Annotated in this window: 11 protein-coding genes; 5 read left to right on the top strand and 6 right to left on the bottom strand. The window is 71.4% G+C overall.

Annotated features, from left to right (window positions below; genetic code table 11):
* Positions 1–9 precede the first annotated feature (9 nt).
* Both ACFY8O_RS22365 and ACFY8O_RS22360 read right to left on the bottom strand, forming a co-directional pair.
* Positions 10–4,311 (bottom strand): LamG domain-containing protein, encoded by a 4,302-nt coding sequence (locus ACFY8O_RS22365; protein WP_387904970.1) that lies wholly within the window; start codon positions 4,309–4,311, stop codon positions 10–12.
* Between the two features lie 246 nt (positions 4,312–4,557).
* Positions 4,558–5,502, bottom strand: a complete 945-nt coding sequence (locus ACFY8O_RS22360) for a LysR family transcriptional regulator (protein ID WP_387904968.1) — start codon at positions 5,500–5,502, stop codon at positions 4,558–4,560.
* Positions 5,503–5,572: 70 nt separating this feature from the next.
* On the opposite strand from ACFY8O_RS22360, the gene ACFY8O_RS22355 reads away from it, so the two are divergent.
* Entirely contained in the window at positions 5,573–6,727 is a 1,155-nt protein-coding gene (locus tag ACFY8O_RS22355) for a TDT family transporter (RefSeq protein WP_387904965.1), read from the top strand.
* On the opposite strand, the gene ACFY8O_RS22350 is transcribed toward ACFY8O_RS22355, so the two are convergent.
* From ACFY8O_RS22350 to ACFY8O_RS22335, 4 genes are all read right to left on the bottom strand, one after another.
* The gene (locus ACFY8O_RS22350) at positions 6,666–7,370 is read right to left on the bottom strand and encodes a helical backbone metal receptor (RefSeq protein WP_387904963.1); all 705 of its coding nucleotides are present in this window, start codon (positions 7,368–7,370) and stop codon (positions 6,666–6,668) included. The two genes, ACFY8O_RS22355 and ACFY8O_RS22350, sit on opposite strands and share 62 nt — an antisense overlap.
* Before the next feature lie 13 nt (positions 7,371–7,383).
* The gene (locus tag ACFY8O_RS22345; protein ID WP_387904960.1) at positions 7,384–7,929 is read right to left on the bottom strand and encodes a helix-turn-helix domain-containing protein; all 546 of its coding nucleotides are present in this window, start codon (positions 7,927–7,929) and stop codon (positions 7,384–7,386) included.
* Positions 7,930–8,153: 224 nt separating this feature from the next.
* Entirely contained in the window at positions 8,154–10,778 is a 2,625-nt protein-coding gene (locus ACFY8O_RS22340; protein ID WP_387904956.1) for an ABC transporter permease/substrate binding protein, read from the bottom strand.
* Entirely contained in the window at positions 10,771–11,859 is a 1,089-nt protein-coding gene (locus ACFY8O_RS22335) for a quaternary amine ABC transporter ATP-binding protein (RefSeq protein WP_145806491.1), read from the bottom strand. The genes ACFY8O_RS22340 and ACFY8O_RS22335 overlap by 8 nt, the downstream gene beginning before the upstream one ends.
* A 262-nt stretch (positions 11,860–12,121) precedes the next feature.
* On the opposite strand from ACFY8O_RS22335, the gene ACFY8O_RS22330 reads away from it, so the two are divergent.
* The 4 genes from ACFY8O_RS22330 to ACFY8O_RS22315 all read left to right on the top strand — a co-directional run bounded on the left by ACFY8O_RS22330 (position 12,122) and on the right by ACFY8O_RS22315 (position 15,661).
* A complete protein-coding gene (locus ACFY8O_RS22330; RefSeq protein ID WP_145806867.1) occupies positions 12,122–13,030 on the top strand; it encodes a 5'-3' exonuclease in 909 nt (302 codons plus the stop codon).
* Between the two features lie 63 nt (positions 13,031–13,093).
* The gene (locus ACFY8O_RS22325) at positions 13,094–13,936 is read left to right on the top strand and encodes a siderophore-interacting protein (RefSeq protein ID WP_145806493.1); all 843 of its coding nucleotides are present in this window, start codon (positions 13,094–13,096) and stop codon (positions 13,934–13,936) included.
* Positions 13,937–14,324: 388 nt separating this feature from the next.
* Positions 14,325–14,909, top strand: coding sequence for a sigma-70 family RNA polymerase sigma factor (locus ACFY8O_RS22320; protein WP_387904951.1), 585 nt, complete (start codon positions 14,325–14,327; stop codon positions 14,907–14,909).
* Positions 14,906–15,661 carry an anti-sigma factor gene (locus ACFY8O_RS22315; protein WP_387904948.1) on the top strand — a complete coding sequence of 252 codons (756 nt, stop codon included), beginning with the start codon at positions 14,906–14,908 and terminating at the stop codon, positions 15,659–15,661. The genes ACFY8O_RS22320 and ACFY8O_RS22315 overlap by 4 nt, the downstream gene beginning before the upstream one ends.
* The last annotated feature ends 3 nt before the right edge of the window (positions 15,662–15,664 follow it).

Below are 15,664 nucleotides of genomic sequence, written 5' to 3'. Positions count from 1 at the left end.
CGTTTCCGGTCAGTCGGTGCCGGGCACCTCGGTGGCGACACCCGGCATGCCCAGTGACAGATGGGCGATCTGCGCCTCGCTCAGGGCCCCTTGGAACGCCCACACGTCGTCGATCCCGCCCGACCAGTGGTCGCCCACGGTGGAGCCGGCCTTGTTGCGGCCGAACTGCAGGGACTTGGTCGCGGTGAACGCGGGCGTGTTGGACGCCCAGGACACCTGTTCGCTGCACGCGGCGTCGTCCTGGCTGCCGTCCGCGTCGTCGTCGGCGCAGGCGACCTGTTCGAGCTGCCCGTTGACGTAGAGCAGTACCTGGTCGGCGAAACCGTCGTACACCAGGGCCAGATGGTTCCACTCGGTGGGGTCGTAGAACTGGTGGTTCTCCACGGTCACCGTGGTCGCCGTCGCTGAGTCGGCGCCCGGTAGCTGGATCTGCCAGCTTCCCGTGCCCGCCTCGGCGTCGGCCGCCGGCGCGTAGCGGACCGCGAACGCGCTCCTCGTGGCACCCTCGGCGCTGATCACGGTGGCCGGTCGGCCGGGTGCCGCCGCGGCCTGCGCCCAGGCGGTGACGGTGTAGCTGGCTCCGGTGTCCACCGGGACGCCCGTGGTGGACGCGTAGTCGTCGACGCCGTCGAGGAACAGTGCCGCGTCGTCCACCCAGCCCGGCCCCACGGCCGCCTGACCACCCAGGGTCAGGGCGGGAGCCCCACCGAGCGCGTTCGGTGAGACGGCGGGAGTGCCGGTGGCGGAGTCGAGGAGCCAGCGGGACTTGATCAGGGGGCGTTGCTTGAAGAGCTGACGTACCTCGTCGTCTGTGACGGTGCGGTCATAGAGGCGGACGTCGTCCAGGTTCCCCTGGAAGAAGTTGGCGACGCCGCTCGGGTATCCGGAGGCGCCCAGAGTGAGCGAACCGGAGGCGAGCCAGGGGGTGGTGAAGGGCTGGGTGGCCTTCAGGCACCCGTTGACGTAGAGGCGGATCTGCTGGGCGTCCATGTCGTACACGCCGACCACGTGGGCCCACTCGCCCAGGGGGGCGATCGGACACTTCGGGTCGCTGGTGGCGTTCTCCAGCGCCCGGACCAGGCTGGCGTCGCCGGTGTCGGCGGTGGCCCGCTGGAAGACCCAGCCGGTGCCTGTGTGGTAGAGCTCGAAGCCCCGGTTGACGTCCCCGCTCTGATGGGCCACCACCATGGCCTTGTTGGGTTTGTCCTTCGGGAGCCGGGCCCAGGCGGACAGCGCGAAGCTCTGGTAGGTGTCCAGGAGGGGACGGCCGCTGGTGGCGTGGTCGTCGACTCCGTCGAGTTGCAGGCCCTTGCCGTCCACGCCCGTCGCGCCGCTCGTGGCTCCGCCCTTGAGCGTGGCGACCACCAGCTGAGCGCGGCCGGTCACCGCCGTGGCGGTGGCGTCCTCGTCCAGGGGCCAGGCCAGCTTGGCGGGGCGGTTGGTGCTCACCGGCTGCTTGGAGTGCAAGCCGGACACCTGGTCCGGTGAGAGCTGGTAGTCGAAGAGCTGTACCTCGTCCAGGTCGCCCTGGAAGAAGTTGCTCATGGTGCCGTAATGCCTGGCCGCTCCCAGGAGGGTGCGGCCGCGCGCGTCCCACGGGGACGTGAAGGAGGCCGTGCCGACCTGCTTTCCGTCGACGTACAGTCTCAGCTGCTGAGCGGGGTTGTCGAACACCCCGACGAGATGGGTCCAGACGCCGAGCCGCCCGCTCACGCACGCGGTGTCACCGGCCGGGCAGGCGGGCTGGGCCGCGCGCACCGACGTGGCACCGGCGGAGTCGACGGAGTGGCGCAGGAAGACCCAGCCACCCATCGCACTGGAGTGGTAGATCTCGAACCCGCTCGTGTTGTGCCCCGCCTGGGACACGGCGACGGTGGCAGCGTCCGGCTTGTCCGTGGGCAGCTTGGCCCAGAGGGACACGGAAAAGCTCTTGCCGGTGTTCAGCACGGGGGACACGGTCGCCCCGACGTCGTCCACCCCGTCGAGACGAAGGCCCTTGCCGGTGACGCCTTCGACGCCCGGCTGCGCGCCGCCCGCCAGGTCCGCCGGCCAGGCACCGCCCTCGCCCGCGACACCGGTGGCTCCCGCGGGCTCGTCGAGGTCCCAGGTCAGCCGGTCCGGCTGGCCGGCCCGGACGCGGAACTGGTAGGTGCGGATCTCACTGCCGTTGCCCGCGGTGTCGAAGGCCTGCGCGGTGATGAAGTTGACGCCGGGTCTGGTCGGCATGAACTTCAGGGCCTTGGCGCCCCCGCCGGACGTGGTCAGCGTGTGTGCGCTGCTCGGGTCGCCGTTGATGCCGAACCAGTACTTCGAGACGTCCGTGGAGGTGGAGTCGACGGTGAACGTGCCGTAGCGCCCCACACCGTCCAGCCAGGGGTCCTGCGGGTCCTCCGGGTCGGAGGCGGGGTACTGGGCCGACGTGATGGACGGTCCGGCAGGTACGGAGGTGTCGTAGACGGTGTTGCACGCAGTCGCGGATCCGACCCACGACCAGGGCGACCACTGGGCGCTGTCGTTCGAACGGGCGGCCCAGCCGATGGTCCTGTTCTTCGGAAGCGTACTGGGCAGCGACAGGGAGAAGTCGGAGCCCGACGCCTTGTAGGTGGAGGCGGCCGAGGTCCACCGGGTGGTGAAGCCCTTGCCGTCCCCGCTGTCCCAGGACGCCTCGAACTGCACGCGGACCCGGTCCTTGTCCGGGTCGGTCACGTCGTTCGCCCGCATCGTCGGCAGCGTCCGTACGCGCTTGGGCGCGCCGGGCTTGCCGCACGCGCCGCCCGGGTCCTGCGTAAGCTGGGAGGTTTTGATCTGCGCCGGAGGACGGTTGTAGTTCACCCGGAGGAAGGCGTCGTCGGAGAACCGCTTCCAGGTGTAGATGTCGGACTCATTAGAGGCACGCATCCCGAAGGTGAGGGTCGGCCACTTCCCGGCCGCGGCCTGCGCCACCACTGCCTTGACGTCGAACTCCGCGTCGGCGGCCGAGCAGCCGTCGTAGCCGTAGGCGAAGCTGCGGGTCTGGATGTGGTCCACCCAGAAGCCGGACGCGTTCTGCGAGTTCCAGGTGGTGGAGGAGCTGATCCCCTTGGTGCGCCACAGCTGGACCTCGCGCTTGTCGCAGGAGGCCGCGTGCGTCTCGCGCACCACGAACTCCGCCGACAGGATCGACTTGCCCGCGAACTGCGAGGTGGGGATCTGGTAGAAGAGCCGCTTGGTGTCGTACGGCTTGCAGTAGGCCCAGCCGCAGTACCCGAGGCCCGCGTCCGGGTCGCCGTTGAACTTCCACTGGGGCGAACCGGCCCAGTACTTGGAGGCCATCGTCCACGCCGTCGTCTTCGGTGAGTACCACTGCGGGTCGATGAACACCGGGTAGACCGTGTCCTCACCCGCCAGGACCTCCCGGTCCGGGGTGAGGATCAGTTCCTCTCCGCCGGCCGCCACCTCGACGCCCACGGCGGCCAGCTGACCCGACTCCCCGGCCCCAGGCTCCTCCCCCGTCGCGGCGGCGGGCTCCTCGGCGGCGGACCGCGCGAGGCCGGCCGCCGGCGTGGCGCCCGGGCTGGAGTCCCACATCATCGGCTCGGCGGCCTCGAAGACGGGTGTGCCCGCTCCGTCGTCGACGGCGGCCAGCCCGCCGTCCACCGTCTCCCGCACCGTCATGCCGTCGGCGGCCAGGCCCATCCGCAGCTCGGCGAGCTCAGGGCTCCCGGCAGCCTCGGCGGTCCTGACGACGAGCAGCTGCGTGAAGCCGTCCTCCTGGGCCCCGAGCCGCAGGTCCACATCCGGCAGGATGTCGGTGTACGTCGCGGTGTCGCCCTCCAGCGTCGGCTTCGGCACGTCCGCGGGCCAGGTGAACTCCAGCGTGCGGCCGGCACGTTCCAGGCGCACCAGTGGCCCGTCCCCGCCCCCGGAGAAGGTGAGGCCCGCGGATGCGGCCTTCGGTTCGACCGCCCCGTCTCCGGTCACGGCGAGGGTGGTGTCGATGGCCACCCAGGCGCCGCCGACACGCGTACGGACCGGGCGCATGTACTCGCGCGCCTCGAAACGTCCCTCGGGCGTGGCGAACACGTCGCGGCTCTCGCCGCGCGCCGTGGTGACCTCCACCTTCTTGCCGGTGCGCAGGGCCTCGGCCAGCGCCTCGTCCTCGGACGCCGGCGCCCCCTCGGCGGCCGCAGCGGAGCGGGGCGCCGCGAACGGCACCTCCGCCCGGGCGGGTGCGACGCCCGCCACCGAAGCCGTACCGCCCACCAGTGCGACGGCGAGCGCCCACGCCGCCGGTCTCCCCGCTCCCCCGCGTGCGCGGGCACGACGAAACATCCCCCAGCCCTCCCCAGAGCCCACAGAAAAAGATCACATGTTGTGACTGCCAAGTGACCGTAGGGACAGCGGATGAACGCGTCCACCTGCGCAGATGGGTACATTCACCCAACACCTACACGCCGGACCCAAAAGCGAAAGTGACCTTCGTCTCATGGGAATCCGGCTGGGGACGACCGCCCGGACATGAGGTCAAGCAGAGGTGTCCGGCACATGAACCGCCCCGGCGGCGCGACCACCCACCTCTCAGCCGCGCGCCGGGCCCGAGGGGTGAGCCGTCAGGGACAGCAGGTCGCGGGCCGGGCCGGACGGGCGGTGACCGGCGGGCCAGACGGCGCGCAACTGCCGTCGCAGCCGGATGCCCGCGACCGGGATCTCGACGAGGCGTCTGGCCGAGAGCTCCTCGTCGAGCGCCAGTTCGCTCAGCACGCAGGGCCCCGCCCCGCTCTCCGCGGCGCCCTTCACCGCGGTGGTGGAGGAGAGTTCGAGCAGCGGGGTCGCCAGTCCGCCGTGCACGGCGAGGGCGGCGTCCAGGACCTGCCGCGTGCCCGAGCCGCGTTCGCGCAGGATCAGGGGGGTCGCCGCGAGCTCGCCGGGCGTGAGGTGCGTACGCCGGCGGGCCCACGGGTGGGACGGGGCGACCACGACGACGAGCCGGTCGTGCGCGACGACGGTGCCGTCGAGTCCTTCCGGCACGGAGAGGCCTTCCACGAATCCGAGGTCCGCCTCGCCGGAGAGCAGCCGCTCGGCGACGACGGCCGAGTTCCCCGCGAGCAGGGACACGGCCGTGTCCGGGCGGCCGGCGCGCAGGGCGATCAGCCAGCCGGGCATCAGGTACTCCGCGATGGTCATGCTGGCCGCCACCCGGAGCCGGGAGTCCCGCCGGTCGCGGAGTGCCTGGGCGCCCGCGTCGAAGGCTTCGGCCGCCTCCACGACCCGGCGCGCCCAGTCGGTGACCAGGGCTCCCGCGTCGGTCAGCCGGGAGCCGCTCGGCGAACGGTCCAGCAGCGCGACCCCGAGCTGCCGCTCCATGGACCGGATGCGGCCGGAGGCGGCGGGCTGGCTGATGCCGACCTCCCGCGCGGCCCGACCCAGGCTCCCGTGCCGCGCGACGGCGAGCAGCAGCACCATCGCTCCCAGGTCGGGAACGCGGTGCGGCAGGGAGGAGGACGAGGGTACCGGGCTGGTCATAAGCGCAGCCTATGGCCTCATAGCCGCGTGCTCCCTGGTGGGCCGGGCCTCGCCCCCGGAGAATCGTGGCATGGCCATCTTCCCGCAGACCAGGACCGGGGCACCCGCCCTCCGGCCCGCAGCCGTCCGACTCCCCGCCCTGCGGCACCTGGGCCCGAACTGGTACGCCACGGTGATGGGCACCGCCATCGTGGCCACGGCCGGCGCCGCGCTGCCACTGGAGGTGCCGGGCCTGCGCACCGCCTGCCTCGCGGTCTGGGCCCTGTCCGCGGTGCTGCTCGTCCTGGTGCTCGCGGCCCGCGCCGGCCACTGGATCCTCCACCCGGACCAGGCGCGCGCCCATCTGCTGGATCCCGCCGTGGCCCCGTTCCACGGCTGCCTGTCCATGGCCCTGCTCGCCGTCGGCGCGGGCACCCTGGTGGTCGGCCGGGACGTCCTCGGGCGTCCGGCGGCCGTCGCCGTGGACGCGGTGCTGTTCTCGGCGGGCACGCTGGCCGGGCTCGCCACCGCCGTGGTGATCCCGTACCTCATGGTCGTGCGCCACCGGCCTGCGCGCGGCACCGCTTCGCCGGTCTGGCTGCTTCCGCTGGTGGCCCCGATGGTCTCGGCCGCGGTCGGCCCGCTGCTGATCCCGGAGCTGTCGCCCGGCCAGGGGCGCGAGGCGCTTCTGCTGGCCTGTTACGCGATGTTCGGACTGTCCCTGCTGGCGACCCTGGTGGTCCTCCCGCTGGTCTTCGCCCGGCTGGTCCACGAGGGCCCGCTGCCCCTCGCGCTGACGCCCGCACTCTTCCTCGTGCTCGGTCCGCTGGGCCAGTCGACGACCGCCGTCAACCAGCTCGCCGATGTGGCCCCCGGGGCGATCGCGGCGCCGTACGCCTCCGCCCTCGGCGCGTTCGCCGTGCTCTACGGCGTCCCGGTCATGGGGTTCGCCCTGCTGTGGCTCGCGCTGTCCGCCGCGATGGTGGTGCGCGCGGTGCGGCGCGGCATGCGGTTCACGATGACGTGGTGGGGGTTCACCTTCCCGGTCGGCACGTGCGTCACCGGCGCGGCCGGGCTGGCCCGGCACACCGGGCTCCACGCGTTCACCTGGCTCGCGGCGGCGCTGTACGCACTGCTCGTGGCCGCCTGGGCGTTCGCCGGTCTGCGGACGCTGGGCGGACTGGTCAGCGGAGCGCTGCTCGCAGGGCCGGGGCAGCTTCGGCCAGCGACGGCCCGTACCACGTGAGGTGACGCCCGTCGACGAGTACTGCGGGCAGCCCGGGAAAGGCCTCGGGCCCGTCGGCCGGGGTGAAGCGGTACGGCTCGTCGGGCAACACGACCAGCTCGGCGCCGGAAGCGTTCAGCTCGGCCACCGGTACGCGGGGATAGCGCTCCGGGTGGTCCGCGTACACGTTCCGCACCCCGAGACGGCTCAGCAGGTCTCCGGCGAAGGTGTCCCGGCCCAGGACCATCCAGGGTCTGCGCCAGACCGGCACGATCGCGGCGCGCGGGGCGGGCGCAGGCGGCAGCGCCGACCAGGCCGCGCGGGACTCCTCCAGCCAGCCCGGTCCGGGCAGGCCGCAGGCGCCGAGGACCCGTTCCAGCTCGGCGAAGGCCTGGTCGAGGGTGCGGATCTCGGTGACCAGGACGTCCAGGCCGGCCGCGCGCAGGGCCTCCAGGTCCGCCTCCCGGTTCTCCTCCTCGTTGGCGAGGACCAGATCGGGCTGCAGGGCGGCGACGGCCGCGGTGTCGGGGTTCTTCGTGCCGCCGATCCGCGCCGCGCCCAGCCCTCCGGGGCGGGTGCACCAGTCGGTGACACCGACGAGCAGACCGGGGGCGGTGACGGCGACGGCCTCGGTGAGCGAGGGGACCAGGGAGACGACACGCACGGGCACTCCCCCGTCAGCGGCGCGAGTCGTACGTCGCGTCGATGTGCTCGGCGACCGAGACGACCAGCAGACGGGTGTTCGGCACGGTGGCCCGCCAGCGGTGCCGGACCCCGCCGGAGAGGAAGAGGGTGTCGCCCCGGCCGAGCCGGTGGGCCCGGCCTTCGGCCTCCACCTCGACCGCGCCCTCCACGACGTACATCACCTCGTCGTTGCGGTGCTGGAACTCGCGCCCGAGATCGTGCTCACCGACGAACTCCAGGGCGCTGATCTGGTGCCGTCCGCGCACCAGCCGGTGCACACCGTCCTCGTCGTCCGCCCGCACGACCTCCACGGCACGCGCCGAGTCCGCCGCGGCCCGCAGCCGTTCGGTCGTGGTCTCCAGCGCCTCCGCCACCCGGTCCAGGGACCGGGGGCTCGGTCTGGCCCGTTCGTTCTCGATCTGGCTGAGGAACGGTACGGACAGGCCGCTGCGCCCGGCCACCGCGGCCAGGGTGAGTCCGAGCGTCCTGCGGCGTCGACGGACCGCGGCACCCACTCGAAGGGCTTCCTTGTCGTCCATGTCCGGCTCCCTCCCCGGATCGCCATCCTCCCGGTTGCCAGCACCCTACGCATGTCCTTCGCGCGATGGAGGGGAAGCGGGCGGACGGGGACGGACGGAGAAACCTTCGGGGACTCCCTCCGACCAGCCTGAAGGGGACGGCCCCGGTTCGCTACCGGGGCCGTCCCCTTCGTCGTGACGGGCGGGTGGATCAGCCGGTCACGTCGCCGTGACGGGCGGGTGGATCAGCCGGTGACGGGTGTCAGCTTCTCGACCACGTCCGGATTGGCGTCCATCCAGCGGCGCGCGGACTCCTTCTCCTTGCCGGCGCCGCCCTTCTGGATCTCCACCTCGAGCGAGGCCAGCTGCGCCTCGCTGAGCTCGAAGTCCTTCAGCCAGCCGGTCAGCTCCGGGAAGTCCTTCGCGAAGTCCTTCTTGGCGACCGTGTGGATCTGCTCGCCCTCGCCCCAGGCACCCTTCGGGTCCTCGAGCTTCTTGAGGTCGTGCTTGCCGTAGGCCCAGTGCGGCGACCACAGGGTCACCACGACCGGCTCCTTCTTCTTGATCGACCGGTTCAGCTCGGCGAGCATCGAGGACGTGCTGGAGGACACGACCTTGTACTCACCTTCGAGGCCGTACTCCTTGAGCACCTTCTTGTTCAGGGTGCCCATCATCCCGGCGCTCGACTCGATGCCGATGATCTTGCCGTCGAACTTCTTGCCCTGGCCCTTGAGGTCCTCGAGCGAGTCGATGCCCTTGACGTACGAGGGAACGGACAGCTCCAGCGATGTCGGGCCGTACCAGGAACCGAGGTCCGACAGGTTGTCCTTGTACCGGTCCCAGTAGTCCTTGTGCGTCGTCGGCAGCCAGGAGTCGAACTGGACGTCCAGCTGCCCCTGCGCGAGGCCCGTGTACAGCGGGCCCGGGTCGAGCTGCTTGACCGTCGTGCTGTACCCCCGGTCCTCCAGCATGTTCTGCCACAGGTAGGTGGAGGCGATGGCCTCGTCCCACGGGAAGTACCCCAGGTTGACGGTCTTGCCGGCGTCCTTGCCCTGCTTCGAGCCTCCGCCCGGCACCGGCGCGAGCTTGTCGACCAGGCCGGGGTTCTTCTTCAGCCAGGCGCGGACGCCGTCCTGCTCCTTGCCCTGGCCGGCGTTCTGGATCTCGTTCTCGAGACTCGTGAGCTGCTTCTCGGTGAGCTTGAAGTCCTTGAGCCACGCGGCGACGGCGGGCGCCTTCTTCGCGAAGCCCTTGTGCGCGACGGTGTGGACCTCTTCACCCTTGCCCCAGGCACCCTTCGGGTCCTTGAGCTTCTTCAGGTCGTGCTTGCCGTAGGCCCAGTGCGGCGACCACAGGGTCACCACGACCGGCTCCTTCTTCTTGATGGAGGCGTTCAGCTCGGCGAGCATCGAGGAGGTGCTGGAGGACACGACCTTGTACTCACCGTCGAGGCCGTACTCCTTGAGCACCTTCTTGTTCAGGGTGCCCATCATCCCGGCGCTCGACTCGATACCGATGATCTTGCCGTCGAACTTCTTGCCCTGGCCCTTGAGGTCCTCGAGCGAGTCGATGCCCTTGACGTAGGACGGAACCGTCAGCTCCAGGGACGTCGGGCCGTACCAGGCGCCCATGTCGTCCAGCTGGTCGCTGTACTTGTCCCAGTAGTCCTTGTGCGTGGTCGGCAGCCAGGAATCGGTCTGGAAGTCGATGTCACCACGGGCGACACCGGAGTAGAGCGGGCCGGCGTCGAGCTGGGTGATCCCGGTCTCGTAACCGCGCTGCTCCAGGATCTCCTTCCACAGGTACGTGGAGGCGATGCCCTCGTCCCACGGGATGTACCCCATGTTGATCTTCTGGCCCTTGCCGACGTCGGTGCTGTCGGACGCGGTGGCCTTCGAGTCGGCGGAACCCGCGATGTTGAGGCCTCCCGCGACGAGCGCGAGGACGATGACGCCGGTCATCGCGACGGCGGTCCCCGGCTTGTAGTGCGCGAACTTCAGCCGGCGCGCCCCCGCAGCGGCCTTGGCGGCGGCGCGGCGGCCGAGCGGGGAGACCCGCTCGTTGAGCGCGCCGGTCATCCGGTCCAGGTACATGGCGAGGATGACGACGGCGATCCCGCTCTCGGCGGCGAGGCCGACCTGGAGCTGGGTGATCGCGGCGTAGACCTTCTCGCCCAGACCGCCGGCGCCCGCCATGCCGCCGATGACGACCATCGACAGGGCCAGCATGATGACCTGGTTGATCCCGGCCATGATCGTCGGCAGCGCGAGCGGCAGCTGCACCCGGGTGAGGGTGTGCCCGGGCGTCGTGCCGAAGGCCTCGGCGGCCTCCACCAGCTCGCTGTCGACCTGGCGGATGCCCAGCTCGGTCATACGGACGCCGGGCGGCATCGCGAAGACGATGGTGGCGATGACACCGGGGGTGACGCCGACACCGAAGAACATGACGCCGGGGATCAGGTAGACGAAGGCGGGCATCGTCTGCATGACGTCGAGCACCGGCCGCAGCGCGGCGCCGACCCGGTTGTTGCGGGCCGCCCAGATACCCGTGGGGACGGCGATCACGATGGTGATGACGGCGGCCACGACGACCAGCGAGAGCGTGGCCATCGCCTCGCCCCACAAGGCGAGGGAGTCGATGAGCGCGAAGCCCGCGAAGGTGAGGACGGCGGGGATCACCCCGCGCAGCCAGAAGGCGATGACGGCGAAGATGCCGGCCATCAGCAGCGGCTCGCCGCCCCCGAGGACGGCGTTGACGCCGTCGTACATGCCGCCGAGGACGGTCTTGATGAAGTCGAAGATGAAGGTGAGGTTCGACTGGAGCCAGTCGACCGCGTCCTCCACCCAGCTGCCGAAGGAGAGCCTAGGCACCGGCGATCACCTTCTTCTCACGCTGGGCCGGCACAGGGGTCTCCACCTGCGGTTCCTCGCCGAGCGCGGCGAGCAGCCGGTCGCGCGGCACGACACCGACGACTCCGCCGCCCTCACCGGTGACGGCGACGGCCACCCCGCTGGTGGAACAGGGGGTGAAGAGCTCGGCTATCGGGGTCTCGGAGGTCACCGTCGCGGGGGCCTCGGCCATCAGGTCGGCGTCGGAGCGGCCGGCCTGGGGGGCTTCCATGATCGAACCCGCCGTGAGCACCCGGGACCGGTCGACGTCCTGGATGAAGGACGCGACGTAGTCGTTGGACGGCCGGACGAGGATGTCCTCGGCGGTGCCCTGCTGGACGATCTCGCCGTCACGCATCACGGCGATACGGTCGCCGAGGCGCATGGCCTCGTTGAGGTCGTGGGTGATGAAGACGATCGTCTTCTTCAGCCGCTTCTGCAGTTCCAGGAGCTGGTCCTGCATGTCACGGCGGATCAGCGGGTCGAGGGCGCTGAAGGACTCGTCCATCAGGAGCAGGTCGGCGTCGGTGGCGAGCGCACGGGCCAGGCCCACACGCTGCTGCATACCGCCGGACAGCTCGTCGGGCCAGGACTTCTCCCAGCCGGCGAGACCGGTCAGCTCCAGCGCCTGGGCGGCGCGCTCCTCACGCTCGGCGCGTGGGACGCCCTGGACCTCCAGCCCGTAGGCGGCGTTCTCCAGGACGCTCCTGTGGGGGAAGAGCGCGAAGTGCTGGAAGACCATGCTGATCTTGGTGGAGCGGACGCTGCGCAGCTCACGGGGGCTCAGGGCGGTCAGGTCCTGACCGTCGAAGAGCACCCGTCCGGCAGTGGGCTCCAGCAGGCCGTTGAGCATCCGGAGCAGGGTGGACTTACCGGATCCGGAGAGCCCCATGACGACGAAGATCTGGCCCGGTTCCACGGTGAACGAGGCGTCGATCACCGCTGCGGTCGTTCCGTCGGCGCGCAGCTCGTCGCGGTGGGTACCGCCCTCGAGCTTCCGCACGGCTTGATCGGGTCGTCTGCCGAACACCTTGTACAGGTGTTCCGCTTGCAGCCTTGACACATACACCTCACGCGTTGAACCGAAACGGTCTGCCACCCCCGCGGCAGACCGTGGAGCGGTGCGGATTCGGCCCGCAGGGCACGCGCATCAGTCGAAAAATGGACGTGGTCCGCTCCGGTGGCGCGCCTGCCCTCACTTACACAAGGCAAACACGTGTGTGATCCAGTTCACTCGTACGAACGCCCCGAGGCGGGAACCGTGCGCTTCTCCCGCACTCGCTGTCGGAGGGGTACGGCATCATCGGGGTGTGACGCGACGCCTGATGCTCCTCGACACCGCCTCCCTCTACTTCCGCGCCTACTTCGGCGTCCCGGACTCGGTGCGCGCACCGGACGGCACCCCGGTCAACGCCGTGCGCGGGCTGCTGGACTTCATCGCCCGGCTCGTGCAGGACCACCGTCCCGACGATCTGGTGGCCTGCATGGACGCCGACTGGCGCCCGCAGTGGCGGGTGGACCTGATCCCCACGTACAAGGCGCACCGGGTGGCGGCCGAGACCCCCGACGGCGTGCCCGACGTGGAGGAGACCCCGGACACGCTCTCCCCCCAGGTCCCCGTCATCGAGGCGGTGCTGGACGCCCTGGGCATCGCCCGGGTGGGCGTCGCCCCCTACGAGGCGGACGACGTGATCGGCACACTGGCCCGGCGGGCCGCCGGACCGGTGGACATCGTGACCGGGGACCGCGACCTCTACCAGCTGGTCGACGACGCCCGCGGGGTGCGGGTCCTCTACCCGCTGAAGGGGGTGGGCTCGCTCCAGCTGACGGACGAGGCCTGGCTGCGTGAGAAGTACGGCGTCGACGGCGCGGGATACGTCGATCTGGCGCTGCTGCGCGGCGACCCGAGCGACGGCCTGCCGGGGGTGCCCGGGATCGGCGAGAAGACCGCGGCGAAGCTGCTGGACGCCTTCGGCGACCTGGCCGGGATCATGGCGGCGGTGGACGATCCGTCCGCCCGGCTCACCCCGTCCCAGCGCAAGCGGCTGGACGAGGCCCGCGACTACGTGGCCGTCGCCCCCAAGGTGGTCCGCGTCGCCGACGACGTGCCCCTGCCCGCGTTCGACGCCGCCCTCCCCCGCGAACCGCGCGACCCCGCCGCACTGGAGGAGCTCGCGACGCGCTGGGGGCTGGGCGGTGCGCTGCAGCGCCTGCTCCTGACGCTCCAGGCGTGAAGGTGCTAGCTTAGGTAAGCCTAAGTATGCAGAGCTTCACACATGTCGAGCAGGGAGAACGTCGTGGCAGAGCGGCCGCAACGCCGGGCACCGAAGGCGCAAGGGGCGCAGGTCCTGCGCACCGAGCAGATCACCCCGCACATGGTGCGCGTGATCCTCGGTGGCGACGGCCTGGCCGGTTTCACCCTCGAGGGCTACACCGACCACTACGTCAAGCTGTGCTTCGCCCCGGAGGGCGCGGACTACTCCCACCCCTTCGACATGGCCCGGATCCGCGAGGAGTACCCGCGCGAGCTGTGGCCGACCACCCGCACCTACACCGTGCGCTCCTGGGACGCCGGCACCGGGGAGCTCGCCATCGACTTCGTGGTCCACGGCGACGAGGGCCTTGCGGGCCCCTGGGCGGCACGGGCGCAGCCCGGCGACCAGGTGACGTTCCTGGGCCCCGGCGGTGGGTACGCCCCCGACGCGTCGGCGGACTGGCACCTGCTGGTGGGCGACGAGAGCGCCCTGCCGGCGATCGCCGCGTCGCTGGAGCGGATGCCGCAGGGCGCCCTGGTGCACACTTTCGTGGAGGTGTCCGACGCCTCCGAGGAGCAGAAGCTCGTGGCTCCGGACGGCGTCTCGGTGACCTGGCTGCACCGCGGCGACCGCCCGGTGGGCGAGGCACTGGTCGCGGCGGTGAGCGGGCTGGACTTCCCCGAAGGGGCGGTTCAGGCCTTCGTTCACGGGGAGGCGGGCTTCGTGAAGGAGATCCGGCGCCACCTGCGCCTGGAGCGCGGGATCCCGCTCCAGCAGCTGTCGATCTCCGGCTACTGGCGTCTCGGCCAGAACGACGACGCCTGGCGCGCGGTCAAGCGCGAGTGGAACGAGCAGGTGGAGCGCGAGCAGGAGAGCACGGCCTGACGTCCCCGCCCCGGACCCCGGTCACCGCCCCGAGCGGTGACCGGGGTCCGCGCGTTCCGGCTCCGCCCCGGAGCTCCGGCACCTCCCTGGGTGCGGCAGGCCCTGACCTCCGCACCCGGGAGCCGGGGAGGCCCGACCTCCGCACCGGGGAGCGCGGCGGGGCCTGACCAGGAACGTGGTCCGGGGTCCCGGTCGCGGTCCGGGCGCGGATCATCGCCTGCGCGACCGGTCTGCTCATCTTCCCGGGGCTGCGCGGGCCGGGTCCGGCACCGTCCTCGCACGAAGGTACGGTCCGGTCGGCGAATCCGTAGCCTGTTCGACCAATCCGGAGGGGCACCGGCTCCGAATCACCGAGGAAACCGATGCGTGCTCCTGGAGGATCGTCCGCGTGAAAGAAGCCGTACACATCAGTGGGGTCCCCGCGCCGGGACCTGGCCTGCAGGAGTTGCTCGTGCAGGTCGCCCGTGGCGACCAGGACGCCTTCACCCAGGTGTACGACCAGGTCAGCGGGCCCGTGCTCGGCCTGGTGCGGAGCGTGCTCCGGGACCCGGCCCAGTCCGAGGAGGTGGCCCAAGAGGTTCTGGTCGAGGTGTGGCGCACCGCCCCCCGCTTCCAGCCCTCGCGCGGCAGTGCCATGAACTGGGTGCTGACACTGGCCCACCACCGTGCGGTCGACCGGGTCCGGTCGGCCGAGGCGACGGCGGCGCGGGAGCACAAGGCGGCGCTGCTCGACCGCACCCCGGACTTCGACGAGGTGTCCGAACAGGTCGAGAGCCGGCTGGAGCGGGAGCAGGTCCGGCGTTGTCTGCGGACCCTCTCCGAGCTCCAGCGGGAGTCGGTGACGCTGGCTTACTACCGCGGTCTGACCTACCGCGAGGTCGGCGAGTTGCTGTCGGTACCGCTCGGGACGATCAAGACACGGCTGCGCGACGGGCTCATCCGCCTGCGTGACTGCCTGGGGGTGAGCGCATGAGCACGGCCGAGCTGCACACACTGACCGGGGCCTACGCCCTGCACGCACTGCCGGAGGACGAACGCGTCGCGTTCGAACGGCATCTGGGCGCCTGCGAGGCGTGCGCCCAGGAGGTGCGGGAACTGTCCGCCACCGCCGCCCGGCTGGGGCTCGCGGTGTCCGCCACCCCGCCGCCCGCTCTCCGGGAGCGGGTGCTGCGGAAGATCACGACCGTACGCCAGGAGCCGCCTCCCCACGGCCGCGGTGCCCGGCCCACGTCATCGGCCCGGCGGGCGGGCCGCTGGTCGACGTACGCGCTCGCCGCCTGTGTCGCCGCCGCTGCCGCGTTCGGCGGGGTCGCGGTGTGGCAGAACCAGGTCGCTCAGGACGCCCGGCAGGAGACCGACCGGGCCCAGCGGCACAACGAGCAGGTGGCCCGGGTGCTCACCGCACCGGACGCGAGGACCACCGCCGCGGATCTCGGGGACGGCGCCCGGGGCACCGTGGTCGTCTCGCGGAGCGTGAACAAGGCGGTGTTCCTCGCCTCGGACATGGCGCATCCACCGGACGGCAAGGTCTACCAGCTCTGGTTCGACGAAGGCGGCACGATGCGGTCGGCCGGGCTGATGAACCCGGCCGCGACGGACGACGCGGTGCTGATGGACGGGCCGTTGGACCGCGCGTCCGGCATGGGCATCACCGTCGAGCCGGCCGGGGGATCGGACCGGCCGACCTCGGCGCCGGTGGCGCTGATGGAGTTCGAGACGGCCTGAGCG

The organism is Streptomyces argenteolus (assembly GCF_042902585.1).
GTDB classification, from domain to species: Bacteria; Actinomycetota; Actinomycetes; order Streptomycetales; family Streptomycetaceae; genus Streptomyces; species Streptomyces argenteolus.
The sequence above is the reverse complement of the archived record's forward strand: the minus strand, read 5'-3'. Positions and strand labels throughout refer to the sequence as shown.

Excerpts from the sequence above, each read along its gene's own strand:
- ACFY8O_RS22365 (WP_387904970.1), bottom strand. The coding sequence starts at position 4,311 with ATGTTTCGTCGTGCCCGCGCACGCGGGGGAGCGGGGAGACCGGCGGCG.
- ACFY8O_RS22360 (WP_387904968.1), bottom strand. The coding sequence starts at position 5,502 with ATGACCAGCCCGGTACCCTCGTCCTCCTCCCTGCCGCACCGCGTTCCC.
- ACFY8O_RS22355 (WP_387904965.1), top strand. The coding sequence starts at position 5,573 with ATGGCCATCTTCCCGCAGACCAGGACCGGGGCACCCGCCCTCCGGCCC.
- ACFY8O_RS22345 (WP_387904960.1), bottom strand. The coding sequence starts at position 7,929 with ATGGACGACAAGGAAGCCCTTCGAGTGGGTGCCGCGGTCCGTCGACGC.
- ACFY8O_RS22330 (WP_145806867.1), top strand. The coding sequence starts at position 12,122 with ATGCTCCTCGACACCGCCTCCCTCTACTTCCGCGCCTACTTCGGCGTC.
- ACFY8O_RS22315 (WP_387904948.1), top strand. The coding sequence starts at position 14,906 with ATGAGCACGGCCGAGCTGCACACACTGACCGGGGCCTACGCCCTGCAC.